At 43.4% G+C, this 25915-nt stretch carries 23 protein-coding genes and 3 tRNA genes; 23 read left to right on the forward strand and 3 right to left on the reverse strand.

What is annotated here, in order from left to right; translation table 11 throughout:
* Positions 1-18: 18 nt before the first annotated feature.
* Genes JCM15548_RS07495 through JCM15548_RS07510 form a run of 4 tightly spaced genes read left to right on the forward strand, consistent with a single transcriptional unit; the run spans position 19 to position 3843 of the window.
* Positions 19-843 carry an alpha/beta hydrolase gene (locus JCM15548_RS07495; RefSeq protein WP_062123973.1) on the forward strand — a complete coding sequence of 275 codons (825 nt, stop codon included), beginning with the start codon at positions 19-21 and terminating at the stop codon, positions 841-843.
* 50 nt (positions 844-893) lie between these two features.
* On the forward strand, positions 894-1826 hold the full coding sequence (locus JCM15548_RS07500; RefSeq protein ID WP_062123975.1) for a glycosyl hydrolase 2 galactose-binding domain-containing protein: 933 nt from the start codon (positions 894-896) through the stop codon (positions 1824-1826).
* Positions 1823-2542 carry a glycoside hydrolase family 2 protein gene (locus JCM15548_RS07505; RefSeq protein WP_062123977.1) on the forward strand — a complete coding sequence of 240 codons (720 nt, stop codon included), beginning with the start codon at positions 1823-1825 and terminating at the stop codon, positions 2540-2542. Before JCM15548_RS07500 ends, JCM15548_RS07505 begins: the two co-directional genes overlap by 4 nt.
* On the forward strand, positions 2461-3843 hold the full coding sequence (locus JCM15548_RS07510; RefSeq protein ID WP_062123979.1) for a hypothetical protein: 1383 nt from the start codon (positions 2461-2463) through the stop codon (positions 3841-3843). Before JCM15548_RS07505 ends, JCM15548_RS07510 begins: the two co-directional genes overlap by 82 nt.
* A 137-nt stretch (positions 3844-3980) precedes the next feature.
* On the opposite strand, the gene JCM15548_RS25175 is transcribed toward JCM15548_RS07510, so the two are convergent.
* Both JCM15548_RS25175 and JCM15548_RS07515 read right to left on the reverse strand, forming a co-directional pair.
* Entirely contained in the window at positions 3981-4151 is a 171-nt protein-coding gene (locus JCM15548_RS25175) for an RNA methyltransferase (protein WP_262486933.1), read from the reverse strand.
* Positions 4151-4756 carry a TrmH family RNA methyltransferase gene (locus tag JCM15548_RS07515; protein ID WP_262486930.1) on the reverse strand — a complete coding sequence of 202 codons (606 nt, stop codon included), beginning with the start codon at positions 4754-4756 and terminating at the stop codon, positions 4151-4153. Before JCM15548_RS07515 ends, JCM15548_RS25175 begins: the two co-directional genes overlap by 1 nt.
* 50 nt (positions 4757-4806) lie before the next feature.
* Here JCM15548_RS07515 and tamL point away from each other — a divergent pair, with 50 nt between their 5' ends.
* Positions 4807-7140, forward strand: a complete 2334-nt coding sequence (gene tamL, locus JCM15548_RS07520; RefSeq protein ID WP_062123981.1) for a translocation and assembly module lipoprotein TamL — start codon at positions 4807-4809, stop codon at positions 7138-7140.
* A 62-nt stretch (positions 7141-7202) separates the two neighbouring features.
* Here the strand turns inward: tamL and JCM15548_RS07525 are convergent, their stop codons facing one another.
* Positions 7203-8198, reverse strand: coding sequence for a class II fructose-bisphosphate aldolase (locus tag JCM15548_RS07525; protein ID WP_062123983.1), 996 nt, complete (start codon positions 8196-8198; stop codon positions 7203-7205).
* A gap of 357 nt (positions 8199-8555) precedes the next feature.
* Between JCM15548_RS07525 and JCM15548_RS25180 the strand changes: the two genes are divergently transcribed.
* The 18 genes from JCM15548_RS25180 to rpoC all read left to right on the forward strand — a co-directional run bounded on the left by JCM15548_RS25180 (position 8556) and on the right by rpoC (position 25795).
* Positions 8556-9161 (forward strand): sodium-dependent transporter, encoded by a 606-nt coding sequence (locus JCM15548_RS25180; RefSeq protein WP_262486931.1) that lies wholly within the window; start codon positions 8556-8558, stop codon positions 9159-9161.
* Entirely contained in the window at positions 9158-9877 is a 720-nt protein-coding gene (locus tag JCM15548_RS25185) for a sodium-dependent transporter (protein ID WP_262486932.1), read from the forward strand. Before JCM15548_RS25180 ends, JCM15548_RS25185 begins: the two co-directional genes overlap by 4 nt.
* A gap of 48 nt (positions 9878-9925) precedes the next feature.
* Complete coding sequence (locus JCM15548_RS07535; protein ID WP_062123985.1) at positions 9926-11014, forward strand: ComEA family DNA-binding protein; 1089 nt, start codon at positions 9926-9928, stop codon at positions 11012-11014.
* Positions 11015-11199: 185 nt separating this feature from the next.
* Entirely contained in the window at positions 11200-11391 is a 192-nt protein-coding gene (rpsU, locus tag JCM15548_RS07540; RefSeq protein ID WP_062123987.1) for a 30S ribosomal protein S21, read from the forward strand.
* Between the two features lie 97 nt (positions 11392-11488).
* Positions 11489-12373: a tyrosine-type recombinase/integrase gene (locus tag JCM15548_RS07545; RefSeq protein ID WP_062123989.1), complete on the forward strand. Its 885-nt coding sequence runs from the start codon at positions 11489-11491 to the stop codon at positions 12371-12373.
* 18 nt (positions 12374-12391) lie between these two features.
* Positions 12392-12691, forward strand: a complete 300-nt coding sequence (gene hpf, locus JCM15548_RS07550) for a ribosome hibernation-promoting factor, HPF/YfiA family (protein ID WP_062123991.1) — start codon at positions 12392-12394, stop codon at positions 12689-12691.
* Between the two features lie 304 nt (positions 12692-12995).
* Positions 12996-13068, forward strand: a tRNA-Gly gene (locus JCM15548_RS07555).
* Between the two features lie 11 nt (positions 13069-13079).
* Positions 13080-13151: transfer RNA gene (locus tag JCM15548_RS07560), tRNA-Thr, on the forward strand.
* A 61-nt stretch (positions 13152-13212) separates the two neighbouring features.
* Positions 13213-14400 carry an elongation factor Tu gene (gene tuf, locus JCM15548_RS07565; protein WP_062123993.1) on the forward strand — a complete coding sequence of 396 codons (1188 nt, stop codon included), beginning with the start codon at positions 13213-13215 and terminating at the stop codon, positions 14398-14400.
* 53 nt (positions 14401-14453) lie between these two features.
* Positions 14454-14529: transfer RNA gene (locus JCM15548_RS07570), tRNA-Trp, on the forward strand.
* Positions 14530-14565: 36 nt separating this feature from the next.
* Positions 14566-14760, forward strand: coding sequence for a preprotein translocase subunit SecE (gene secE, locus JCM15548_RS07575; RefSeq protein ID WP_062123995.1), 195 nt, complete (start codon positions 14566-14568; stop codon positions 14758-14760).
* Positions 14761-14781: 21 nt separating this feature from the next.
* Positions 14782-15327, forward strand: coding sequence for a transcription termination/antitermination protein NusG (nusG, locus tag JCM15548_RS07580; protein ID WP_062123997.1), 546 nt, complete (start codon positions 14782-14784; stop codon positions 15325-15327).
* Positions 15328-15434: 107 nt separating this feature from the next.
* Positions 15435-15878: a 50S ribosomal protein L11 gene (gene rplK, locus JCM15548_RS07585; protein WP_062123999.1), complete on the forward strand. Its 444-nt coding sequence runs from the start codon at positions 15435-15437 to the stop codon at positions 15876-15878.
* Between the two features lie 15 nt (positions 15879-15893).
* Positions 15894-16589, forward strand: a complete 696-nt coding sequence (gene rplA / locus JCM15548_RS07590) for a 50S ribosomal protein L1 (RefSeq protein ID WP_062124002.1) — start codon at positions 15894-15896, stop codon at positions 16587-16589.
* Positions 16590-16617: 28 nt separating this feature from the next.
* The gene (rplJ, locus tag JCM15548_RS07595; RefSeq protein WP_062124004.1) at positions 16618-17136 is read left to right on the forward strand and encodes a 50S ribosomal protein L10; all 519 of its coding nucleotides are present in this window, start codon (positions 16618-16620) and stop codon (positions 17134-17136) included.
* Positions 17137-17172: 36 nt separating this feature from the next.
* Positions 17173-17544, forward strand: coding sequence for a 50S ribosomal protein L7/L12 (rplL, locus tag JCM15548_RS07600; protein WP_062124006.1), 372 nt, complete (start codon positions 17173-17175; stop codon positions 17542-17544).
* A 102-nt stretch (positions 17545-17646) separates the two neighbouring features.
* On the forward strand, positions 17647-21456 hold the full coding sequence (rpoB, locus tag JCM15548_RS07605; RefSeq protein WP_062124008.1) for a DNA-directed RNA polymerase subunit beta: 3810 nt from the start codon (positions 17647-17649) through the stop codon (positions 21454-21456).
* Positions 21457-21514: 58 nt separating this feature from the next.
* A complete protein-coding gene (gene rpoC, locus JCM15548_RS07610; protein ID WP_062124010.1) occupies positions 21515-25795 on the forward strand; it encodes a DNA-directed RNA polymerase subunit beta' in 4281 nt (1426 codons plus the stop codon).
* Positions 25796-25915 lie beyond the last annotated feature (120 nt).

The following is a 25915-nucleotide window of genomic DNA, read 5'->3' on the forward strand; positions in this document are numbered from 1 at the left end:
ATTTAAATACTATGTATTATGCTGCGATTTAAAGTTTTCATCCTACTATCTTTTTTCTTTATTGTTCTTTCCTTTGGTCAGGATACAACGACCTATGCACTGGAGCAAAATGTTGGTTATTTTGATGATACTAATACAACCGATGACTATATGGTTGAGCGCTGTTTGTTGGATATATATTACCCTTCCAATACTCAAGGCTATCCTACCGTTGTATGGTTTCACGGTGGGGGATTAACCTCCGGCAACAAGGAAATTCCTGAAGCATTAAAAGAAAAAGGGGTGGCCGTGGTAGCCGTAAATTATCGACTTTTCCCCAAAGTTAACGCACCTAAGTATATCGAAGATGCAGCAGCTGCAGTGGCTTGGGTTGTAAATCATATTGAAGATTTTGGAGGTGATCCCGCTATGGTCTTTCTTTCAGGACATTCAGCCGGTGGCTATCTTTCCATGATGGTGGGATTAGATAAAAGTTATTTGGCCCAGTTTGGTGTCGATGCTGATCAAATTGCTGGCCTCATACCATTCAGCGGTCATACCATTACGCATTTTACCATTCGCGAAGAGAGAGGTCTCCCGGGAACTCAGCCAATTGTAGATAATCTGGCACCCTTGTTTCACATAAGAAAAGACGCCCCGTCACTTCTGCTCATTACAGGAGACCGGGAACTGGAAATGCTTGGCAGGTATGAAGAAAATGCTTACTTAATGCGAATGATGAAAATAGTCGGTCATAAAGATACCCGCCTTTTTGAACTGGATGGTTATGGTCATCAAATGACCGAACCTGCTTTTCCTTTATTGTTAAATGAGATAAAGCGTATAGCAAGTAACCAAGAGTAGACTCATAAATGTCTGAGTTATGTATTCAGACTAAAAAAATTAAGACAGCTATGAAATGCACATTTTTCAATGCCTTTAGGCTATTTTTTCCGATAGGATTATTGTTTATTCTTTTTTTTACTGCTTGTGAAACTAAAAACAGGCCCGAGTTAATTTCACCGGTCGAAGGTGAAGCCATCGTTACCAACACGCCTGTATTGGCCTGGACACCTGTCGAGTGCGACTGGCAGGAGGTTTGGGTCAATGGCATAAAGTTGGATTCACTTGCCGGAGATGTCAATTCCTATGTGCCTTTTGCTCTGTCGTTTGGTGTGAATGAATGGCAAATTGTAGCCGTTAATAGCCATACAAGAATTGAAGGAAAGCCTGCTACATTTCAGGTGGAGGATCAGCCTTTGTCGGTCTTGCCCGAAGGTGCTCAACTGCTCCGCCATCAATGGTTGGTTCAATCGGCCGCCCTGGTGAATGAAAGTGGGGAATTGCTCTCAACAGGGGCGTTTAATTCACAGACATGGCATAAGACTTCCTTGCCTGCGACTGCTCAAACTGTTTTGGTGCGCAACGGAGTCTATCCCAATCCTTATATCGGGCAAAATAATATGCGCATCCCTGATGCCAATGATGATTTTAATGCAGAACATGACTTACTACAATACAGCCATATTGATGGTGAAAACCCCTGGAGTCGGCCTTATTGGTACCTAAAATCTTTTACCGTTGAAGGTAATGGTCCTAAAGTATGGCTAAATTTCAACGAAATCAATTACCGGGCGGAATTATGGTTGAATGGGAAGCTATTGGCCGACAGTTCCGTCATGCTTGGCATGGAGCGGCAATTTCGTTTTGATGTTACCGATTTGGTATCCTTCGATGGGTTGAATCATTTGGCAGTAGCCATTTTCCCGGTAGATGTGCCTGGTCTACCAGGGGTTCCTCCTTTAGAGGCTTTTGGTGATCCCGGCGTGAATATGGGGGATGGATGATCAGTCATAACTATACCAAGTGGGATGCTGTTGGATGGGATTGGCAACCTGCTGTTCGTGATCGGGATATGGGCATTACCGAAGATGTGTTTCTTTCTTTTACGGATGAGTTGGAACTGAAGGAAGTTTATATTACATCTGAACCTAATCTGCCTGAGGCAGATTATGCAGAGATGGTCATTTCTGCTAACTTAATCAATCACAGTCAGGAAGCAAAAGAAGGGATTGTTACAGGGAAAATCATTTTTGAAACAGATACGCTACTTTTTGAGGTCCCTTTTAACCTTGCTGGAGAAACAGCGAAGGAACTGACCTTCGATAAGCGCCATGTAGCGCAACTGAGGATCAGTGATCCTCAGCTTTGGTGGCCGGTAGGATATGGTAATCCCAACCTTTATAAAGTAGAATTATCTGCTCAAAGCTCAGATGGTGATGTCTCAACGGTGGTTGAAATGCATGGCATTCGAAAAGTTGAATCACGCGTTGAGGGAAGTCGTATTTTTACGGTTAATGGCAAGGATGTTTTTGTTAAAGGAGGTAACTGGGTGTTGGACATGACCTTAAACTGGACTGCCTCCCGATATGAAGAGGAAATCCTTCTGTCTAAAAATGCCAATCTTAATCTGCTGAGGGTTTGGGGCCCACAGGGGTGCCTCCAAAAGCATTTTTTCATGCAGCCGATAAACATGGTGTTTTACTTTGGCAGGATTTTCTGAACGATTTTTGGGGCACCTTTAGAAATACGCCCGGATATCAGCCTGAAGAAGATTTATATGAAACCATTTCCACACAGATTGTGAAGAGATTCCGCAATCATCCGTCCCTCATTATTTGGTGTGGCGGAAACGAAGGCGTAAATCCTCGTGAGGAGATGCTGGTCAATACCGTTTTGGCCGAAAATGATAACCGATCCGGAAGATTTTATTTAAAAGCCTCTGATGGTAATGGTTTGCATGGCGGTGGTCCTTATCATTCCATCCGACCTGAAGAATTTTTTTCACATCCAAAACTTCATGGTTTTAGCAGTGAAATTGGGGCCAGTGGCGTTCCGGTTTTTGAAAGCATTGAACGTTTTATGCCTGGGGCTGGGCAAAATCCGGAGCTGGATCGTTTTCCGGTGGATGAAAACTGGGGTTATCATGATGCGGCTAATTTTCCCGGAGAAGATACCCGTAAGTTTACCGCCCTGGATGATATCATCAGAAGGGATTATGGCGGACCAGAAAGTAATGATAGACAAGGGGCTTTGAATTATTTGGCCAAAGCGCAACTCCAGAATTATGCTGCCTATCGCTCGGCTGCCAGTGCTATCGGTATTCAAATGTGGGCTAACTCTACAGGTATGCTTTTTTGGAAATCTAACTCCAGCTGGCCAAGCGTGGTTTGGCAATTGTACGATTGGTATCAACAGGCCCATGCCGGCTATTATGGTGTCAAAAAGGCTTTTGCACCTTTTAGCATGCAGTTCAATCTGGTTGACCGGCGCGTTTCTATTGTGAATGCCCAGTATCGATCCCTGGAAGGAGTTGAGCTGTCTGCCGTTTTATTGGATCAATCGCTTCAGGTGTTGTGGGAGGATGTCCGAACCATAAACATGGCAGAAAATACGGCTGTTGAAATGGATGGTGTAGTTCCTGAATTGGATGGCCTTGTTTTTTTAAAGCTTAAAGCCCGGAGTGTTGAGGGAGAGGTTCTTTTTGAAGACTTTTACTGGTTGCACGCTGAAAATGACTTTTCCGGCCTGAACAATTTAGAAACACCAGAGCTTGAGGTTCTCCTTAGTCAGGGAAATGCAAAGGACAACTGGGTAGTAACCGTGGAAAACTTGGGTGAAACCCCTGCTATTTTGACGAGATTGAAACTGGTCCATCCACTTAGCAGGCATGAAATACTTCCTGCTCTTTGGAGCGATAATTTTATTTCTTTTTTACCTGGCGATAAAAGGGAGTTGAGGGTTTCTTTACCCCGCGGAGAACCTCAAGGAGGATTGGAAATTGTAGCTGAATTCTTTAATTGATATTTAGGAAGCTGGAGTGGCGATCTCCAATTCTTTACAAAATGCTGCCAAAAGCTGCTATAATTAGCTGTTGGCAGCATTTTTATTTCTTCGCGGTTAAAGAATGCTCAGATATAATACGTTTTCTCTTTGGGTGTTTACCGTGAATAATTTTCCGATCTTCGAAATTCGGCGCAAACAATGGCTGCTGCCACGCCTACGTTGAGGGATTCTGATGTAGGGGTGCCGGCCGGGAAGGTGGGGATGGTGATTTTATGGGTTATAAATGGGGCATTTTCTGCCCGTATGCCATTGCCTTCATTGCCCATCACGATGAGGATGGTGATTTCAATGAATTTTCATAAATATTTTCCCCTTCCAGGTAGGTTCCATAGATGGGGTTATCACATTTTTCACGATATTGCCGGAAGAAAGCAGGAAGCTGGGTGTAGTGGACCTGGATTCGGGCGATGGCTCCCATGGTGGCCTGTACCACTTTTGGGTTGTACACGTCTACCGTATCCATGCTGCAAACCATATGAGAGATGCCAAACCAATCGGCCAGCCGAATGATGGTGCCCATATTGCCAGGGTCCTGAATGCCGTCGAGCACCAGTGTTAGCTCATTGTATATGGCATTATTATTGAATGAATATTGGGGTTGCTTAAACAGGGCCAGTACTTGTTGGGGCGTTTTTAGATGGGAGGCACTGTCGAGTTCTTTCTGGGTGACAGGTATGCGTTCCAAAGATTTTGAAGACCAGGATGAAGGTAATGACCAGTTTTCGGTATGCGCTATGAGTGTGGGTTGCAGACCCGCTTCCAACAAGTCCGTGACCGTTTTTGGCCCTTCGGCCAAAAAAAGGAGCTGACTGTCGCGCTGTTTTTTTTGCGCCATGGCGGCTATCAGTTTTTTCTGATTTTTACTTAACATGGTCGATTTTTTTACCTTTGTCTGCAAAAGTAATCATATTAATAAGATAAATGATACGAGGAATATCCGGTTTGTTGAAGGTTTTTGGGGGTGTGGTATTATTGGTAGGGCTCTTTTCAGCTTGCCATACCACTAAATTTGTACCCGAAAACGAGCGGTTATTGTCGCGTGTCGAGATAAAGGACGATGCCCGGGATGTTTCCCGTGATGATCTTAAATCCTATCTGCGCCAACAGGAGAATTTGCGAATCATTGGATTCTGGAAGTTGTATTTGGGTATTTACAACCTTTCAGGCAAGGACACTTCGAAAGGTATCAACCGTTGGCTGAGAAATATTGGCGAAGAACCGGTTATTTTTGACTCAACGCTGGTGGACAGGTCGGTTGAGCAGATGGGGCTGTTTATGCGCAACCGGGGATATTACCTTTCTCAGGTAAAGGATACCACCTGGTATCCGGCACAGAAAAAGGCCAGAGTGGCCTATCATATTGTCTCGGGCCCGCGTTATCGTTTAAATGATGTTTTTTATCGTATTGAAGATAAGGGGCTTGAGAATCTGGTGCTGAATGACACGACCAATTCTGTTTTGCGAAGTGGGAGAGGCTTTACATCTGAATTGCACAACCAGGAAAGAGATCGTATTACTGATTTGCTCAAGGATAATGGCTATTACAATTTCTCTAAGGCTTATGTGTATTTTTTAGCCGACAGCACCATCGGTAGACATAGAATCAATGATACACTGGTCATTATGCGACCACCCGAAAATGTGCCGGGACGTGCAGCCAATGGCAATCACGCGCAATATACCATTCGAAACGTTTATTTCCAGGTGGATATGGACCCACAGGATATCTCTTTTTCCGAAACAGAAGAGGGGCTTTCGGCAGATACGCTGATGTATGATGGCGTTTATATTTTGTACGACAAAGCACTGGAATTTAAACCAGATGTCCTCACCAACAGTAATTATATTGTTCCCGGCGATTTGTATCAGGCCAGTCTGGTAGAGCGCACCCAATCCTTGTTGAGTGGGTTGCGGATATTCAAATATATCAACATTCGGTTTCGGGATGTCGATGGTCAGGTGGATGAGGAGGGCCGTTTTTTACTGGATTGTGTGATTCAGGTATTACCCGGGAAATATCAGTCCTATTCAGTGGAAGTGGAGGGGACCAATTCTTCGGGCAACCTGGGAGCAGCTGGTAACTTCAAATATCAGCATAAAAATATATTCCGTGGTGCGGAGCTTTTTACCTTGAATACAAGGTTGGCCCGACAAAACCAATTTGTCATCAGGGGAGGCGACGGAGAGCAATTCAACACCGTGGAGATGGGGGCGGATGCTTCGGTGGTGTTTCCCAAATTTTTTATGCCCTTTCGGATAGAGAAATTTCGCCAGAGATACAATCCCAAAACCACCATCGCTGTGGCTTATAACTATCAGCGCCGGCCGGATTATACCCGAACCATTGCCAATGCCCGACTGGGCTATACCTGGCGCTCGTCAAGGTATAGTTCTCATTCGCTTTATCCGCTCGACTTTAATTTGGTTAATATCCCAACCGTATCCTCGGCTTTTTGGGAATACATTGAAAGAAACCCCTTTCTACGCTATACGTATGAAGATCACCTGATTGCCAATCTGAATTACAGCTATATCTATAATCAACAGCAATTGGGCGGGGGAGCCAGGGACTTTTGGTTTTTTAGATTCACCGCAGAATCGGCTGGTAATACACTGGATTTATTGGCCCCCTTGTGGAACTCTGGTCAGGAAACGGATTACAGCACTATTTTGGGTATTCGTTATGCCCAGTATTTTAAAACGGATATAGATTTAAGGTACCATAATGCCATTGGTCGCTTTCATTCAATAACCTATCGCTTTTTTGGTGGCATCGGCATACCCTATGGAAACCTGAACGTTTTGCCTTTTGAAAAGAGATATTTTTCAGGAGGCGCCAACAGTATTCGTGCCTGGCCCGTCCGGGCTATCGGACCGGGAACCTTTAAGGATGAATCTGCCACTTTTTATAATCAGACAGCCGATATTAAACTGGAAATGAATGTGGAGTACCGCTTCCCGCTTTTCTGGCTGTTGGAAGGCGCCTTATTTGTGGATGCAGGAAACATTTGGGGCCTGCGTGAAGATGTGAGTCCGGAAGGCGGATTATTTGAGTGGGATACTTTTTATAAGCAGTTGGCCGTTGGAACCGGGTTTGGTACCCGGCTTGATTTTAATTATTTTATTTTCAGGATCGATACGGGATTAAAGTTGCATGATCCTTCAGCCATTGCTGGTGAAAAGTGGATCCCTTTTAACCGAAAATATTCCTGGGAGGATGTCGCCTTTAACTTTGCCATTGGTTATCCTTTCTAAAAACAAAAAAAAGAGACTGCCCATAATCAGACAGTCTCTTTTGTTAAGGGGATAATACTTAATTAAGCTTTACCGGCAGAACCAAGTACGTTATTGTTTTTATGCATGTAAAGCACTTTCAATGCGTCACGTGCAGGTCCCAGATATTTCCGTGGGTCAAACTCACCCGGATTTTCAGCCATTACCTTACGAATAGCTGCAGTCATCGCCAAACGACCATCAGAGTCGATGTTGATTTTGCATACGGCAGAAGCAGCTGCCTTACGCAATTGTTCCTCAGGAATACCAACGGCAGCATCTAATTTTCCGCCATATTTGTTAATGGTTTCAATGTGTTCGGCAGGAACAGAAGATGAACCGTGCAATACGATGGGGAATCCGGGAATGCGTTTTTCAATTTCTTCCAGAATTTCAAACTTCAATGGAGGAGGAACCAAAACGCCATCTGCATTTTTAGTACACTGTGCAGGGGTGAATTTGTGAGCTCCGTGAGATGTTCCAATGGAGATAGCCAATGAATCCACACCGGTACGTTTGACGAAGTCTTCCACTTCTTCAGGGCGTGTGTAGGTTGATTCTTCAGCCACAACGTCGTCCTCAACACCGGCTAAAACACCCAGCTCACCTTCTACGGTGACCCCATGCTTATGTGCATATTCCACAACCTGCTTGGTCAACTCCACATTTTTTTCGTAGGGATGGTGTGAACCATCAATCATGACCGAAGAGAAACCATTGTCGATACACTCTTTGCAAATTTCGAAAGTGTCGCCATGGTCAAGGTGCAATACAATAGGTACCTCATAACCCAATTCTTTCACATATTCGGTGGCGCCTTTGGCCATGTTTCTCAGCAAGGTGGCATTGGCATATTTACGGGCACCTGAAGAAACCTGAAGGATAACCGGTGATTTTGTTTCCACGCAAGCCTGAAGAATTGCCTGAAGCTGCTCCAGATTGTTGAAATTATAAGCCGGAATGGCATAACCACCGGCAACGGCTTTGGCAAACAGTTCTTTGCTGTTGACCAGACCTAGTTCTTTGTAATTTACAGCCATTTTTCTATTGTTTAATATTGGTTTTTAATTGAAAATCTTTGATTTCTGGTACATTTGAATCAGGTACAAAAATAAGCAAAGCATCTTACTTATACAATTATTATCCCTCACCTGAGGGCATATCGTTGTTTTTCACGGTACATTTAACTTTTTATGGGATATTTAAACATTTGCCGCCTGCCATCCTTTCTAAATGAAAACCAAAACACCTGTTTTGGCATGTATTGTTACTGAATATGGTTTTACTGATTTGAATTAATAAGTGTTTTGCTTATTTTTGCCCACCAGGCATCATCTGTTGTATCATCCGCCTGTGTTTTCTTCTCAAAGACTAAATAAATGCAATATATGGCACCTATGAATGATTCAAACGGGAGGGATAATTTTACCAGCAAATTTGGTGTGATCGCTGCAGCTGCAGGCTCAGCTGTGGGGTTGGGAAATATTTGGCGTTTCCCCTATGTGGCGGGAGAAAACGGTGGAGGCGCTTTTCTTTTGCTTTACCTGTTTTTTATTTTGGCGATTGGTGTACCGGTTATGTTATCCGAATTAATTATTGGTCGCAAAGCCCAGCTGAATATTTTTGGTGCCTTTCGGAAACTGGCTCCCGGATCCTATTGGCCCCTGGTAGGCATGATGGGGGTGGGGGCCGCCTTTATGATTCTTTCGTTTTACGCGGTGGTTGCCGGATGGACCCTCGAATATATGTTATATGCCATTGGTGATCGTTTTTCGGGGCAAAGTCCGGAACGCATCCAGTCTATTTTTCATGAGTTGACGGATGCCTCGTGGAGACCGGTTGTTTTCATGTTGATTTTTATGGCCATATCTGCCTTTATCGTCCGCTCCGGCGTTCAAAAAGGCATAGAGCGTTATACCAAAATATTGATGCCACTGTTGTTGGTCATCATCATTGGTTTGATTGTTAAGTCCCTATCCTTGAAGGGGCATCTGCCGGTGTGAAATTTTTGTTCAGCCCTGATTTCAGTAAAATTAATACCAATACAGTGCTGGAGGCCTTGGGGCAGGCTTTCTTTTCTCTGAGTCTGGGAATGGGCGTGATGGCCACTTATGGCTCCTATATCAGAAAGAGTGAATCTCTGGGACAAACAGCGATTTCGGTTTCTTTAGCAGATACTTTGATTGCCATATTGGCCGGACTGGCTATTTTTCCGGCTGTATTTGCTTTTGGACTGGAGCCGGGTCAGGGACCCGGACTCGTTTTTATCACCTTGCCCGGTATTTTTAACCAGATGGCTGGTGGTTACTATTTTGCCATTTTGTTTTTCTTTCTTTTGGTGATTGCCGCCCTGACCTCTTCCATTTCCTTGCTGGAGGTGGTGGTCGCCTACTTTGTTGAGGAACTGAAAATTAAACGCAACAAAGCAACCTGGTTGGCGGCGGGCATCATGTCGCTTTTGGGAGTTGTTTGTGCTGTTAATCCGTTTGTTTTCGACCTCTTTGACAAAACATCATCCAACATTCTTTTGCCTTTGGGGGGACTGCTGATTGTTATTTTTGTAGGCTGGTTTCTGGGTAAAAAGGTGGTCCGTGAGGAACTGGAAGCAGATGGCAAGGTGGCCTTCTATTTTAGGATATTCATTCCTGTTATTCGTGTGTTGGCCCCCATTGCCATTGCCATTGTTTTTCTCCACGGCTTGGGCCTTTTAAAATTTTAAAGAAGCTGGTTTTAAAAGATCGGCTGTTTGATCCGATAATTAATTGACATGTTGAAAGACCTCTTAACCCTATCCCGAAAGGAGCAAAGAGGATTGTTGGTTTTAGTAGTGCTATTGATTTTGATGCTACTAATTAGAATTGGCATTCCTTATTTGTATCCGCCGGTTGATTTTTCGCACTACGTTACCGACAGTGTTCGGTATTATTGGGAGATCCTTGATGAAGAAGTGCTGACAGACAAGCCCTCTCTTGCAAAACTGGATGTCAAAAGTCTCAGGCCTTTTGACCCGAACAAAGTAGATTCTCAGCAATTGGTCGCCTTTGGTTTAGATCCACGGACGGCGGCTAACTGGATTAAATACCTAAAGGCTGGTGGCGGGTTTTCATCAGCAGCCGACATTGGAAAGTTATATGGCATGAGTGATGATTGGTTGGCTGCCGTCACGCCTTATGTGGAAATACCTCCCGGTCAGTCGGCCCCCTTTGTTAATAATAAGCGCGCCGACCGTCCGGTCTTTCTGGATTTGAACCGAATGGATTCAGTGGCCTTGTGGGCCACGGGATGGCCCTCTGAAATGGTCGACAGTGTTTTGCGCTGGCAACAGGAAAGCTGGTTTCCGGAGCGCTATCAAAAGCGAAGACTTTCCTTATGGAATCTGGATAGTTTGATGCGGACCCGGGCAACAATGGCGCCCAAATACTCAACTTACTATGCACATGAGGCGATAGAAATTCAGATCAATCAGGCAGATACCGCTGTGTGGGCGGTTTTAAAAGGAGTCGGACCGGTTCTCAGTCGGCGCATTGTCAATTACAGGAAAGCGCTGGGTGGTTTTGTTTCAGTAGAACAAGTGGCTGAGGTTTATGGCATTTCGCCGGTTTTGTTTGAGGATATTAAGCCCCAATTGGTTTTAGATTCTGCAAAGATTGAAACCATCGATTTGAACCGCGCTTCCTTACGTCGATTAAGAAATCACCCGTATATGGATTTTTATATGGCCAAGGCCATTGTGGATGCGCGAAGGAGTAATGGTCCCTTTGTCAGCCTTGATCAGATAGCCCAGTTGGAGGTGTTCGAACCTGACCTATGGAAAAAACTGAAAAATTATTTAATGGTTGAAGCGCCTCAACAGTAGATACAACTGTAGCTTGTGAAAAAAGAAGTGATTAAAGAATAAAAAAATTTGCTACTATGCAGAAACTTCATTTTCTTTGCATCCTGAAAATTAGAAAGGAGTTAACAGATTTAGCAGTCTAAAACATTGAATACAGCAATTTTAATTGTAAATTTGCACGCGAAAAAAATTTAAACAGAAGAATTATGATAATTGTACCTATTAAAGAAGGCGAAAACATTGAGAGAGCTTTGAAAAAGTTCAAAAGGAAATTTGAGAAAACCGGAACAATGAGAGAACTTAGAGCTCGTCAGGCTTTCACAAAACCTTCTATTGTCAATAGAGAACAAAAGAAAAAGGCAATTTATATTGCGCAACTGCAGCGCGAGGAAGAATAGATTGTAATTATATCTTTTTTTGGAAAAAGTGTCTTACTTTTCTCCTTTTATTCGTATATTCGTTTGAAAGAGGAGATAGGTAAGACATTTTTTGTACATGCAGCATATAGAAAGCTTTACGCGATATTTGGAGTTTGAAAAACGTTGCTCAAAGCATACCTTGGTTGCTTATGAGAACGACTTAAAGCAATTTTTTTCTTTTTTCGGTAGTTCTGAGTTGAATCAGCTGGTTGAGGTTAAACCAAAGTTGATTCGCAGTTGGATTGTTGACCTCAACGATTCCGGAATGACGGCCCGAAGCATCCACCGAAAAGTGTCTGCTCTAAAGACTTTTTACAAACATCTTCAGATTAAGGGGTGGGTTGATCAAAACCCTGCTCAGGCCGTTAACCTGCCTAAGATTCCCAAAAGATTGCCGGTATTTGTTAAAGAATCTGCCATGGAACAATTGTTGGATCAGGTCGAATATGGCAATAATTATGAAGGGGTTCGCAACAAGTTGATTCTTGAGTTGTTTTATGGTACAGGGATGCGTCTCTCGGAGTTGGTTCAACTGCGCGTGCATGATGTGAATTTAAAAGGTGGTTTGATCAAAGTCCTTGGAAAAAGAAATAAGGAACGATTAATTCCCTTGACCAACGAATCTGTTTCGCAGTTTAATACGTACAATGAGGCACGGTCAGCCTTTTTTGAGGCAGATGATTCTCCCTATCTGTTTTTAACGTCCAAAGGAGAGCCCATCTATCACAAGCTGGTTTATCGCATCGTTAATTCATCACTCAGCCTGGTCAGTACCATGAAGAAACGAAGCCCGCATGTTTTACGTCATACTTTTGCCACCATTTTGCTCAACCGAGGTGCTGATTTGAACGCGATTAAGGAGTTATTAGGGCATTCGAGCCTGAATGCCACCCAGGTATACACACACAATACATTTGAACAGTTAAATGCTATTTATAAACAAGCTCATCCACGAGCTTAAACCATAGGAGGAAAGATTATGAATATTACAATTCAATCTGTGCACTTTGATGCAGCCGAGAAACTGGAACAATTCATTCAACAGAAAGTGGGCAAGCTGGACCAGTATTATGATGAAATCATTTCATCGGAGGTTGTTCTGCGACTGGATAAGTCCGAAACATTAGATAATAAGATGGCGGAGGTAACCCTTGATATTCCAGGGAATAATCTTTTTGCCAAGAAGCAAAGCAAAACTTTTGAAGAGGCGGTTGACATGGCCTGTGAAGCTTTACGCAAGCAACTGGTTAAACGTAAGGATAAGATTAAAGCCAAATAACACAAAAAAGATTTTAATATTTTGTGTTGTTTGAAAAATATTATACATTTGCACACCATTTTCAGTGTGTAAATCAGAAAATAAGATATTCAATAGGCTGATTATCAAAAGGTGATCAGCCTATTGAACTGAATTGGCTGAAGGTCTATCTTGCTAATAATTAAGGGTTAGCGGTTTTGTTTTCTGAAGTTTAGATGCGTGAGGATGGGGTTGGGTCATAAATATAGTGGAGAGTTGATATTTTAATGCTCCGTTTTAAAGATTTTCTACTTTAAAATTACTAACTTTGTGGCTCTAAAAAAATGCGGGAATAGCTCAGTTGATAGAGCATTAGCCTTCCAAGCTAAGGGTCGCGGGTTTGAGTCCCGTTTCCCGCTCAAGTTTTTAAGCCGATGTAGCTCAGAGGTAGAGCGCTTCCTTGGTAAGGAAGAGGTCATGGGTTCAATTCCCATCATTGGCTCTGGTTAGTTTAAGTTTTACGGTTTCAATATTGTTCTAATTGTCTTAAATAATTTCGTATTATGGCTAAAGAAACATTTCAAAGGACGAAGCCCCACGTTAATATCGGTACTATTGGTCACGTTGACCATGGTAAAACAACCTTGACAGCTGCTATTACAACTGTTTTGGCTAAAAAAGGTTTGTCCGAGATTAAGAGTTTCGATTCTATCGACAACGCTCCTGAAGAGAAAGAGCGTGGTATTACAATCAACACAGCACACGTAGAGTACTCTACTGAAAATCGTCACTATGCACACGTTGACTGTCCAGGTCACGCGGATTACGTGAAGAACATGGTAACTGGTGCTGCTCAGATGGATGGTGCAATTTTGGTTTGTGCTGCTACTGATGGTCCTATGCCTCAAACACGTGAGCACATTCTTTTGGCTCGTCAGGTAAACGTTCCTAAAATCGTTGTATTCCTTAACAAAGTGGATATGGTTGACGATGAGGAGTTGCTTGAGCTGGTTGAAATGGAAGTTCGTGACCTTTTAAGTTTTTATGACTTTGATGGTGACAACACACCTATTATCCAAGGTTCTGCCCTGGGAGCACTTGAAGGTGACGAGAAGTGGGAAGAAAAAGTGATGGAGCTGATGGCTGCTGTTGATGAGTGGATTCCTCTTCCTCCCCGTGATGTTGAGAAGCCTTTCATTATGCCTGTTGAAGATGTATTCTCCATTACCGGACGTGGTACGGTTGCCACTGGTCGTATTGAAACTGGTATCATCAAAACTGGTGAAGAAATGCAGATCATTGGTCTTGGTGCCGAAGGTAAAAAGACAGTTTGTACCGGAGTTGAAATGTTCCGCAAGATACTTGACGAAGGTCAAGCTGGTGATAACGTTGGTTTGTTGATGCGCGGTATCGACAAAAACGACATTAAGCGTGGTATGGTATTGGCTAAGCCAGGAACCATTAAACCTCACACCAAAGTTAAGGCTGAGATCTACGTGTTGAAGAAAGAAGAAGGTGGTCGTCACACGCCTTTCCACAACAAGTATCGTCCTCAGTTTTACATCCGTACATTGGACGTTACAGGTGAAATTACCCTTCCGGAAGGAACTGAGATGGTAATGCCTGGTGATAACGTTACCATTACAGTTGACTTGATCTATCCTGTTGCTGTAAACGTAGGACTTCGCTTCGCTATTCGTGAAGGTGGTCGTACAGTAGGTGCGGGTCAGATTACTGAAATTCTTGAATAAGAAATTCATTCATACTTAAGTTGAGGATGGTTTTTACCATTCTCAACTTTTACACGGGTGTAGCTCAGTTGGTAGAGCACTGGTCTCCAAAACCAGGTGTCGGGAGTTCGAGTCTCTCCTCCCGTGCCAAAACAGAACATATATACGGTTTAACCGATTACACGAATGAAAAAAATACAAGCATATTTTCGGGAAGTTCATAATGAGTTGATCAATAAAACATCCTGGCCGACTTGGGCTGAATTGCAAAATAGCGCTATTGTTGTAATGGTGGCATCCTTAATTATTGCAGCAGTGGTTTATGCCATGGATATTTCTTTTGATACGCTGTTGGATTGGTTCTACAAGAAATTGTATTAATATTGGGAGAACAATAACATAATGAGTGAATTAGATAGAAAATGGTATGTGCTTCGGGCCATCGGTGGTAAAGAAAAGAAAGTAAAAGAGTACATCGAGAGCGAAATTGCCGGCCTTAAAATGCAGGACTACGTAACGCAAGTACTGATTCCCACCGAAAAGGTATATCAAATACGTAATGGAAAGAAGATCAGCAAAGACCGGAACTTTTTTCCCGGATATGTTTTGATTGAAGCAGCGCTTGTCGGAGAGGTTCCGCACATACTTAGAAATATTCCCAATGTTATTGGTTTCCTGACGGATCGTAATGATATTCCCACACCTTTACGTATATCGGAGGTGAACCGGATTCTTGGAAAAGTAGATGAACTATCCGAAACTGCTGAAGAAATAAGCATTCCTTTCTTTGTTGGTGAAACTGTTAAAGTGACAGATGGTCCCTTTAACGGATTTTCCGGCGTTATAGAAGAGGTCAATGAAGAGAAGAAAAAATTGAAAGTTATGGTCAAAATTTTTGGCCGTAAGACTCCATTAGAATTAAGTTTTTTACAGGTTGAAAAGGAATAGATAGAATTGTTTAGTAGCGGGGCTTCCAGGATAAACAGTCGTTTATCTCTACAAACAAGACATTTTTTCCTTGATCTGAATTTTAATAACCAACATGAATTGCTACAATGGCTAAAGAAGTAGAAACTTTTATTAAGCTTCAGATTAAAGGTGGCGCAGCAAATCCTTCTCCTCCGGTAGGACCCGCATTGGGTGCTAAAGGGGTGAATATTATGGAATTCTGTAAGCAATTCAATGCCAGAACGCAAGAAAAAGCGGGAAAAGTATTGCCAGTCGTTATTACGGTGTATAAAGACAAATCTTTTGAATTTGTTATTAAAACACCTCCGGCAGCAGTGCAGCTTTTAGATGCGACCAAAGTAAAGTCCGGTTCGGCTGAGCCTAACCGGGTGAAAATTGGTTCTGTTTCCTGGGAACAGGTACAGACCATTGCTGAGGATAAAATGGCTGATTTGAATTGTTTTACGTTGGATTCTGCAATGAGGATGATTGCCGGTACCGCCAGAAGTATGGGAATTACCGTAGACGGTGAATTTCCGGGTAACAATTAAAACTTGTTTGCAAAAATGACAAAACTAACAAAGAATAAGAAGTTAGCTTTCGAAAAGATTGACATCGACAAGTCTTATCCTATTGTTGAAGCTGCCAGTTTGGTGAAGGAAATTACCTTTTCCAAATTCGATGCTTCTGTGGATATCGACATTCGGTTAGGTGTTGATCCTCGTAAAGCTAATCAAATGGTACGTGGTGTTGTGACGCTTCCTAACGGTACAGGTAAAGAGACCAGAGTTTTGGTGCTTTGTACACCTGACAAGGAAGAAGAAGCCAAGAGCGCCGGTGCTGATTACGTTGGTTTGGACGACTACATTGCGAAAATCAAAGAAGGTTGGACCGATGTGGATGTGATTATAACCATGCCCAGCGTGATGGGAAAAGTTGGTGCTTTAGGACGTGTTTTGGGACCTCGCGGGTTAATGCCTAACCCCAAAAGTGGTACTGTAACAATGGATATTGGAAAGGCCGTTACCGAGGTTAAAGCCGGTAAAATCGATTTCAAAGTAGATCGATATGGTATTATCCACACTACTGTTGGAAAGGTATCTTTTAGTCCCGATAAACTTGTTGAAAACGTGAAGGAGTTTGTAGGAATGGTGATGAAATTAAAGCCGTCTTCTGCCAAAGGAACCTACGTTAAAAGCATCTTTTTGTCGAGTACCATGAGTCCCGGAATTCGGATTGAGCCCAAGTCTCTTGAGGTTTAATGTTTAATCTAAAGCGAAATTTGGAACCATGAAAAAGACAGAAAAAGCGATAATAGTTGAGAACCTGACATCTACAATAGGGGCGTACAGTCATATTTATTTGACCGATACGACCGGTTTAAATGCAGGAGCTACCAGTGACCTACGACGTCTCTGCTTTCAAAAGGATGTGAAATTGATGGTGGTTAAAAACACCCTTTTTCAAAAAGCGATGGAGCAGAGTGAGAGAAATATGGAAGGGCTTGAAGAAGCCTTAAAAGGAACATCGGCAGTGATGTTCTCCAATACGGGAAATTTACCGGCGAAGTTGATTAAAGAATTTCGTAAAAAAGGTACAGTACCTGCATTTAAGGGTGCCTTTGTGGAAGAATCCGTTTATATTGGAGAAAGTCAGTTGGAAGCCCTTGTTTCCATCAAATCAAAAGAGGAATTACTGGGCGACGTTATTGGTCTGCTACAGTCTCCGATGAAAAATGTTGTCTCCGCCCTTCAATCCGGGGGAACAACCATTCACGGAATCCTCAAAACTTTGGAAGAGAGAAATTAAAACATTACTAACAGAAATTTTTTAACACATACAAAAATGGCAGATATTAAAAAGCTTGCAGAAGAATTGGTTAATTTAACTGTAAAAGAGGTAACTGAACTTGCTGACGTTTTAAAAGAAGAATATGGTATCGAGCCTGCTGCAGCTGCCGCTGTTGCTGTTGCCGGTCCTGCTGCTGCAGAAGAAGCTGCTGTTCAGACTGAGTTTGATGTTATCCTGAAAGCTGCCGGTGGTTCAAAACTGGCCATCGTTAAGCTTGTAAAAGAGATGACCGGTGTTGGTCTGAAAGAAGCCAAAGAATTAGTTGACAAAGCACCAGCTCCTATTAAAGAAAAAGTGACTAAAGAAGAAGCTGAAGCACTAAAATCTCAATTAGAAGAAGCTGGAGCAGAAGTTGAACTTAAGTAATCAAATAACCCTGTAAATGGGGTGTGGTTTAGGAATCCGCTTTGCGGAATCCTAAACCTTTTTATGCTTGTATGTTATTAAGTTCAATTAATTAGTTGATAGATGACTCCAATTACTGCCGAAAGAATCAACTTTGCAACCATCAAGAATCAGTTAGCATATCCTGATTTTTTGGAGGTTCAATTAAAATCGTTCCGTGATCTGTTTCAGATGGGCTCCACACCTGAAGAGCGGAAATTTGAAGGGTTAAATCAGGTTTTTCTGGAGAACTTCCCGATTACCGATACCCGAAATAACTTTGTTCTCGAGTTTCTTGATTATGGCGTGGATCCCCCACGTTACAGTATTCAGGAATGTATTGAGCGGGGACTTTCCTATAGTGTGCCTTTAAAGGCAAAATTAAAGCTTTATTGCACCGATCCTGAACATGAAGACTTTGATACGGTTGTTCAGGATGTTTACCTGGGTACTGTTCCTTATATGACCGATAAAGGCAGCTTTATTATCAACGGGGCTGAAAGGGTTGTAGTTTCGCAGTTGCACAGGTCTCCTGGTGTTTTCTTTGGGCAGAGTATTCATGCCAATGGTACAAAATTGTATTCGGCCAGAATTATTCCTCTTAAAGGTTCATGGATAGAGTTTGCCACAGACATTAACAATGTCATGTATGCCTACATCGACCGTAAGAAGAAACTTCCGGTAACTACTTTGTTGCGGGCTATTGGCTATGAGGGTGATAAAAATATCCTTGAGATATTTAATTTGGCCGATGAAATTAAGGTTTCAAAAGCTACATTGAAAAAAGTTGTTGGTCGCCGACTGGCAGCTCGTGTTCTTAAATCATGGATCGAAGATTTCGTTGATGAGGACACTGGTGAGGTGGTTTCTATTGAGAGAAATGAGGTGATCATTGATCGCGAGACCATTCTTGAGAATGAACATATTGATGAAATCGTTGATTCAGGTGCAAAGAATATTCTTTTGCATAAGGAGATTTCCAATGCCAACGATTTTGCTATTATTTACAATACGCTTCAAAAGGATCCATGTAACTCTGAAAAAGAAGCTGTTGTACACATTTATCGCCAATTACGGAATGCTGAGCCACCAGATGAGGCTACTGCGCGTGATGTGATCGATAAATTATTCTTTTCTGATAAAAGATATGACCTTGGTGATGTTGGTCGCTACCGTATCAATAAGAAATTGAATTTGAATACGGAGCTGGATACCAAAGTGTTGACCAGGGACGATATAATTGCCATCATTCAATATCTGATTGAGTTGGTTAACTCAAAAACAGATGTGGATGATATTGACCATTTAAGTAACCGAAGAGTTCGCACCGTAGGCGAGCAGCTGGGCAATCAGTTTGGAGTCGGCCTGGCGCGTATGGCCCGTACCATTCGGGAACGAATGAACGTGCGCGACAATGAGGTGTTTACGCCTATAGATCTGATCAATAGCAAGACCCTTTCGTCGGTTATTAACAGCTTTTTCGGTACCAATGCCTTGTCACAGTTCATGGATCAAACCAATCCTTTGGCTGAAGTGACGCACAAGCGTCGTATGTCGGCACTCGGACCAGGCGGTTTGTCACGTGAACGTGCCGGATTTGAGGTGCGAGATGTTCACTATACCCATTACGGACGACTTTGTCCCATTGAAACACCGGAAGGACCAAACATCGGTTTGATCTCTTCTTTATGTGTGTTTGCCAAAATTAACCCGCTTGGTTTTATTGAAACTCCCTACCGAAAGGTGACCGCTAAAAAAGTGGATTTGACCAATGTGGGTGTTGAATATTTAAGTGCCGAGGAAGAGGAAGCTAAAACAATTGCTCAGGCCAACGCGCCTTTGGATGAGGACGGTTTCTTTGTTAATCCCCGGGTTAAAGCCCGTTTGGAGGGTGACTTTCCTGTGGTTGAACCGGAAGATGTGACCCTGATGGATGTGGCACCTAATCAGATTGCTTCGGTGGCGGCTTCCCTGATTCCGTTTTTGGAACATGATGATGCCAACCGTGCTTTGATGGGATCTAACATGATGCGTCAGGCAGTGCCTTTATTGCGCGCTGAATCGCCGATTGTGGGTACCGGATTGGAAGGTCCTTTGACCCGTGATTCACGTACTCAGATTGTCGCTGAAGGCGAAGGTGTTGTGGAATATGTGGATGCCGACGAAATCGTTATCCGCTACGATCTCACAGAAGAAGAGAAGTTTGTGAGCTTTGAATCAGAAACCAAGCGTTACAAGCTGACCAAATTCTTAAAGACCAACCAAAATACCAGTATCAATCTCAAGCCGACCATAGATAAAGGTCAGCGGGTTTCTGCCGGGCAAATCCTGACGGAGGGCTATGCCACTCAAAAAGGTGAATTGGCACTGGGAAGGAACCTTAAAGTAGCCTTTATGCCCTGGAAGGGTTATAACTTCGAGGATGCGATTGTATTGAATGAACGTTTGGTGCGTGAGGATGTGTTTACTTCTGTTCACATTGATGAGTATTCTTTGGAAGTTCGCGATACCAAGCGTGGTTTGGAGGAATTAACTTCGGATATTCCTAATGTGAGCGAAGAAGCCACCAAGGATCTGGACGAGAACGGTCTGATACGGATTGGAGCCCATGTTAAGCCGGGTGATATTCTCATTGGTAAGATTACACCTAAAGGTGAAAGTGATCCTACTCCTGAAGAGAAATTATTAAGGGCTATTTTTGGTGAAAAGGCCGGGGATGTGAAGGATGCTTCCTTGAAAGCATCACCCTCTTTAGCCGGTGTCGTCATTGAAAAGAAATTGTTCTCACGCGTGATGAAGGACCGGAAGGCCCGTTCTTCCGAGAAACCCGTTCTGGCTAAAATTGATGAAGATTTTAATCGTTCGGTGGTGGAGTTAACCACTCGTCTGGTGGATAAGTTGTTCTCGCTGATCAATGGCAAAACCAGTCAGGGTGTTAAAGACTATCTGGGTGTTGATGTGATATCCAAAGGCACCAAGTTCACCCAGAAAGTGCTTCAGGATGTGGATTATCTGAATGTCAATCCCAATAAGTGGACCACTGATAAAGATAAAAACGAACTGATTTCACGCGTTATTCATAATTACAGGCTTAAGTTTAAAGAACTTGAAGCTAAAGAGAAACGCCAGAAATATAATCTGACCATTGGTGATGAACTGCCTGCCGGTATTGTTCAGTTGGCCAAGGTTTACATTGCTAAGAAAAGGAAGATCACCGTTGGTGATAAAATGGCCGGTCGTCACGGTAACAAGGGTATTGTTTCCCGTATTGTGCGTCAGGAAGACATGCCTTTCCTGGCAGATGGAACACCGGTTGATATTGTATTGAACCCCTTGGGTGTACCTTCCCGTATGAACCTGGGACAGATTTATGAAACTGTTTTGGGATGGGCCGGACAAGTACTGGGCGTAAAGTTTGCCACACCTATTTTTGACGGAGCTTCAGAGGATGACTTGAATAAGTACACCGATGAAGCCGGCGTTCCAAGAGTAGGAAAGTCTTATCTGTATGATGGTGGTACCGGTGATCGTTTTCATCAGCCTGCAACCGTGGGTGTGATTTATATGTTGAAACTGGGGCACATGATTGAAGATAAGATGCACGCACGTTCCATTGGTCCTTATTCATTGATTACGCAGCAGCCATTGGGTGGTAAAGCACAGTTTGGTGGTCAGCGTTTTGGTGAAATGGAGGTTTGGGCGCTTGAAGCATTTGGTGCCGCCAATATTCTGCAGGAAATCCTGACGGTTAAATCTGATGATGTATTGGGTCGTGCTAAAGCTTATGAGGCCATCGTAAAAGGTGATCCTATGCCAATGCCTGGAATTCCTGAATCACTTAACGTGTTGTTACATGAGATGCGCGGTCTTGGTTTGAGCGTGAATCTTGATTAGTCCTACCGGAAGAAGTTATAACCGGTGTTTGTTTTAATTATTTAATACTCTACTATATATGGCATTCAGGAGAGAGCAGAAAGTCAAGAGTAATTTTACCCAAATCTCTATTGGGCTGGCTTCACCGGAAGAGATTCTGGAACGTTCCAGTGGTGAAGTTTTAAAGCCAGAGACGATTAACTATCGTACTTATAAACCAGAACGCGACGGCCTTTTTTGTGAAAGAATTTTCGGTCCCGTGAAGGATTATGAGTGCCATTGTGGAAAATATAAGCGCATTCGCTACAGAGGTATTGTTTGCGACCGCTGTGGTGTAGAAGTAACTGAGAAAAAAGTTCGCCGCGAGCGCATGGGACACATTTCCCTTGTGGTGCCGGTGGCTCATATCTGGTATTTCCGTTCCCTACCTAATAAAATCGGCTATTTATTGGGCCTGCCCACTAAAAAGCTGGATGCAATTATCTATTACGAGAGATATGTGGTCATCAATCCTGGTGTTAAAGCTGAGGATGGGGTTAAGAATATGGACTTCCTGACGGAAGAGGAATACCTGGATATTTTAGATTCATTGCCCAAGGGTAACCAGCAATTGGAAGACGAGGATCCCAACAAATTCATCGCTAAGATGGGTGCAGAGGCCTTGTACATGATTCTGGAGCGTCTGGATTTGGATGAATTGTCTTACGATTTGAGGCATAAAGCCAATACGGAGACCTCTCAGCAAAGGAAGAATGAAGCCTTAAAGCGGCTTCAGGTGGTGGAATCCTTCAGAGAATCCAAGGGTATAAATCGTCCCGCATGGATGATTGTGAAGGTGGTTCCTGTAACACCTCCGGACTTACGTCCTTTGGTGCCATTGGATGGTGGACGTTTTGCCACTTCCGACCTGAATGATTTATACCGTCGGGTAATTATCCGTAACAATCGCTTGAAGCGTTTGATCGAAATCAAAGCACCGGAAGTAATTCTTAGAAATGAGAAGCGGATGTTGCAGGAGTCGGTCGATTCTTTGTTCGACAACTCCCGGAAATCCAATGCCGTTAAGACCGATGCCAACCGTCCGTTGAAATCGCTTTCAGACAGTTTGAAAGGTAAGCAGGGACGATTCAGACAAAACCTTTTGGGTAAGCGTGTGGATTACTCTGCCCGTTCGGTGATTGTGGTTGGTCCGGAATTGGGCATGCACGAATGTGGTATTCCTAAGGACATGGCTGCAGAACTTTACAAGCCCTTCATCATACGCAAGCTCATAGAGCGTGGTATCGTGAAGACGGTTAAGTCGGCCAAGAAAATTGTGGACCGTAAAGACCCGGTTGTATGGGATATTCTTGAAAATGTATTGAAAGGTCACCCGGTATTATTGAACCGGGCCCCAACACTTCACCGTTTGGGTATTCAGGCTTTTCAGCCAAAAATGATTGAGGGAAAGGCCATTCAGTTGCACCCTCTGGCTTGTGCGGCTTTTAACGCCGACTTCGATGGTGACCAGATGGCGGTTCACTTGCCTTTAGGTAATGCGGCCATTTTGGAGGCGCAGATGTTGATGCTGGGTTCTCAGAACATTCTAAACCCCGCCAATGGAGCTCCTATTACCGTGCCATCTCAGGATATGGTTTTGGGTCTTTATTACATGACCAAAATGCGTCCGGGTGCAAAGGGTGAGGGACTCGTTTTCTATTCTCCTGAAGAAGCCAAGATTGCTTACAATGAAAAGAAGGTGGAATTGCACGCCCAGGTTAAGGTGAAAACCTATGACCTGAATAAAGAAGGCACCCCTGAGTTGACCTTTGTTGAAACCACAGTTGGTCGTATCCTTTTCAATGAGGTAGTGCCACAGGAAGCTGGTTATGTCAACGAATTGTTAACCAAAAAGGCTTTACGGGATATCATTGGAGATATTCACAAAGTGTGTGGTACACCCAAAACAGCGAAGTTTCTTGACGACATCAAAGGTTTGGGGTATGAACTGGCCTTTATCGGTGGTTTGTCCTTTAACCTTGAAGACGTGATCATACCACCTGAAAAGGATGCACTGGTGCAGTCGGGTTATGATGAAGTGGAAGAGGTGTTGAACAACTATAACATGGGTTTCATTACAAATAATGAGCGCTACAATGCCATTATTGATATATGGACGCACATCAACGCCCGGTTAACGCATATCCTGATGGAGCAGATCAGTACAGATCAGCAGGGTTTTAACTCTGTATATATGATGCTTGATTCTGGTGCAAGGGGTTCTAAAGAGCAGATTCGCCAGTTGTCCGGTATGAGGGGTTTGATGGCTAAACCGCAAAAGTCTGGTGCTGAGGGTGGTCAAATTATTGAAAACCCGATTTTATCTAACTTTAAGGAGGGACTTTCGGTTCTGGAGTATTTCATCTCTACCCACGGTGCCCGTAAAGGTTTGGCTGATACGGCCCTTAAGACAGCCGATGCGGGTTATCTGACCCGTCGTCTGGTGGATGTGTCTCAGGATGTTATTATTAACGAAGATGATTGCGGAACCTTAAGAGGTTTGACGGCTACTGCCCTTAAGAACAACGAAGAAGTGGTGGCATCTTTGTATGAGCGTATATTAGGACGTGTTTCTGTGCACGATGTTTATAATCCAAGCACTGGCGATGTGATTGTGAAATCGGGTGATGAAATTTCGGAAGAAGCTGCCAAGACCATTGATACTTCTCCTGTTGAGCGTGTGGAAATTCGTTCTGTACTGACTTGTGAATCTAAGAAGGGGGTTTGTGCCAAGTGTTACGGACGTAACCTGGCTACCGGAAAAATGGTTCACATTGGTGAAGCTGTGGGTGTTATTGCTGCTCAGTCGATTGGTGAGCCGGGAACACAGTTAACACTGCGTACCTTCCACGTAGGGGGTACGGCCGGTAACATAACTACCGAAAGCAGTCTGTTGGCGCGTTACGATGGTATCGTTGAAATTGATGAGCTTCGTACGGTTCCTTCCACCACTGAAGAAGGTACTGAGGTCGATGTGGTCATTGGTCGTTTGGCTGAAATGCGGATTTTGGACAAGAACACCAATATTGCCCTTACCACTCAGCCCATTCCTTATGGTGCCAAATTGTTTATCAAGAATGGTACTGAAGTTAAGAAGGGTGACCTGATTAGCGAATGGGATCCATGGAACGCCTTGATCATTAGTGAGAAGAAAGGTAAGATTGTATTTGATAACCTGATTGACGGAGTAACTTATAAAGAGGAATCGGATGAGCAAACCGGTTTCCGTGAAAAAGTGATCATTGAAACCAGGGATAAAACCAAGAACCCGAGTGCACATATTGTATCTGAAAGCGGTGAGGTTTTGCGGGTTTATAACTTGCCTGTAGGTGCACACATTTCAGTGGATGAAAATGACCAGATCAAGCAAGGTCAGATTTTGGCGAAAATACCTAGAGCGATGGGTCGCTCAGGTGATATCACGGGTGGTCTGCCACGTATTACTGAATTGTTTGAAGCGCGTAATCCATCTAATCCATCTGTGGTTTCGGAGATTGATGGTGAGGTGACTTTCGGAAAGATTAAGCGGGGTAACCGTGAGGTGATTATTACCTCGAAAAGTGGAGAGGTTAAGAAGTACCTGGTTCCGCTTTCCAAACAGATTCTTGTGCAGGAGAATGATTACGTAAGGGCCGGTATACCATTGTCTGATGGCGCCACAACCCCTGCCGATATTTTGGCTATTAAAGGGCCTACTGCTGTTCAGGAATATATCGTTAATGAAGTTCAGGACGTTTACCGTCTTCAGGGTGTGAAGATCAACGACAAGCACTTTGAAATCATTGTTCGTCAGATGATGCGTAAGGTCGATATTGCCGATGCCGGTGATACCCGATTCCTTGAGAAGCAGATTGTGGACAAGATCGAATTCATGGAAGAGAACGATGAGATTTGGGGTAAAATGGTGGTTGAAGACGCCGGTAATTCACAGTCGCTGAAGCCAGGTATGATTATTACAGCCCGTCGTTTGAGGGATGAAAACTCTCAGCTTAAGCGTCGTGACCTGAAATTGGTACAAGCCAGGGAAGCCATTCCTGCAACATCCAGTCAGGTGCTTCAGGGAATTACCCGGGCTTCGTTGCAGACGAAGAGCTTTATGTCGGCTGCTTCCTTCCAGGAAACAACCAAAGTACTTAATGAAGCTGCCATTCAGGGCAAGATTGACCGTTTGGAAGGTCTTAAGGAGAACGTTATTTGCGGACACCTTATTCCAGCCGGTACCGGTCAACGTATGTTTGATAAGCTGGTAGTTGGTTCTCGTGAAGAATACGACAAACTGGTTGGCGGAAGTAAGTACGAAAGTGAGAAAGTTTACGAATAGGAATTTTCTATATTAATATCAGAAGGGGCCATCTGCTAATAGCAGGTGGCCTTTTTTGTAGGTTTGTAGACAGGGTCGCTAAAAATGAATATCTTTAGAGCACCATTGCTTGAAGTAATT

Source organism: Geofilum rubicundum JCM 15548 (assembly GCF_000974365.1).
GTDB classification, from domain to species: Bacteria; Bacteroidota; Bacteroidia; order Bacteroidales; family Marinilabiliaceae; genus Geofilum; species Geofilum rubicundum.

Excerpts from the sequence above, each read along its gene's own strand:
- JCM15548_RS07495 (WP_062123973.1), top strand. The coding sequence starts at position 19 with ATGCTGCGATTTAAAGTTTTCATCCTACTATCTTTTTTCTTTATTGTT.
- JCM15548_RS07500 (WP_062123975.1), top strand. The coding sequence starts at position 894 with ATGAAATGCACATTTTTCAATGCCTTTAGGCTATTTTTTCCGATAGGA.
- JCM15548_RS07505 (WP_062123977.1), top strand. The coding sequence starts at position 1,823 with ATGATCAGTCATAACTATACCAAGTGGGATGCTGTTGGATGGGATTGG.
- JCM15548_RS25175 (WP_262486933.1), bottom strand. The coding sequence starts at position 4,151 with ATGGGCAATGAAGGCAATGGCATACGGGCAGAAAATGCCCCATTTATA.
- JCM15548_RS07515 (WP_262486930.1), bottom strand. The coding sequence starts at position 4,756 with ATGTTAAGTAAAAATCAGAAAAAACTGATAGCCGCCATGGCGCAAAAA.
- tamL (WP_062123981.1), top strand. The coding sequence starts at position 4,807 with ATGATACGAGGAATATCCGGTTTGTTGAAGGTTTTTGGGGGTGTGGTA.
- JCM15548_RS07525 (WP_062123983.1), bottom strand. The coding sequence starts at position 8,198 with ATGGCTGTAAATTACAAAGAACTAGGTCTGGTCAACAGCAAAGAACTG.
- JCM15548_RS25180 (WP_262486931.1), top strand. The coding sequence starts at position 8,556 with ATGAATGATTCAAACGGGAGGGATAATTTTACCAGCAAATTTGGTGTG.
- JCM15548_RS07535 (WP_062123985.1), top strand. The coding sequence starts at position 9,926 with ATGTTGAAAGACCTCTTAACCCTATCCCGAAAGGAGCAAAGAGGATTG.
- rpsU (WP_062123987.1), top strand. The coding sequence starts at position 11,200 with ATGATAATTGTACCTATTAAAGAAGGCGAAAACATTGAGAGAGCTTTG.
- JCM15548_RS07545 (WP_062123989.1), top strand. The coding sequence starts at position 11,489 with ATGCAGCATATAGAAAGCTTTACGCGATATTTGGAGTTTGAAAAACGT.
- hpf (WP_062123991.1), top strand. The coding sequence starts at position 12,392 with ATGAATATTACAATTCAATCTGTGCACTTTGATGCAGCCGAGAAACTG.
- tuf (WP_062123993.1), top strand. The coding sequence starts at position 13,213 with ATGGCTAAAGAAACATTTCAAAGGACGAAGCCCCACGTTAATATCGGT.
- secE (WP_062123995.1), top strand. The coding sequence starts at position 14,566 with ATGAAAAAAATACAAGCATATTTTCGGGAAGTTCATAATGAGTTGATC.
- nusG (WP_062123997.1), top strand. The coding sequence starts at position 14,782 with ATGAGTGAATTAGATAGAAAATGGTATGTGCTTCGGGCCATCGGTGGT.
- rplK (WP_062123999.1), top strand. The coding sequence starts at position 15,435 with ATGGCTAAAGAAGTAGAAACTTTTATTAAGCTTCAGATTAAAGGTGGC.
- rplA (WP_062124002.1), top strand. The coding sequence starts at position 15,894 with ATGACAAAACTAACAAAGAATAAGAAGTTAGCTTTCGAAAAGATTGAC.
- rplJ (WP_062124004.1), top strand. The coding sequence starts at position 16,618 with ATGAAAAAGACAGAAAAAGCGATAATAGTTGAGAACCTGACATCTACA.
- rplL (WP_062124006.1), top strand. The coding sequence starts at position 17,173 with ATGGCAGATATTAAAAAGCTTGCAGAAGAATTGGTTAATTTAACTGTA.
- rpoB (WP_062124008.1), top strand. The coding sequence starts at position 17,647 with ATGACTCCAATTACTGCCGAAAGAATCAACTTTGCAACCATCAAGAAT.
- rpoC (WP_062124010.1), top strand. The coding sequence starts at position 21,515 with ATGGCATTCAGGAGAGAGCAGAAAGTCAAGAGTAATTTTACCCAAATC.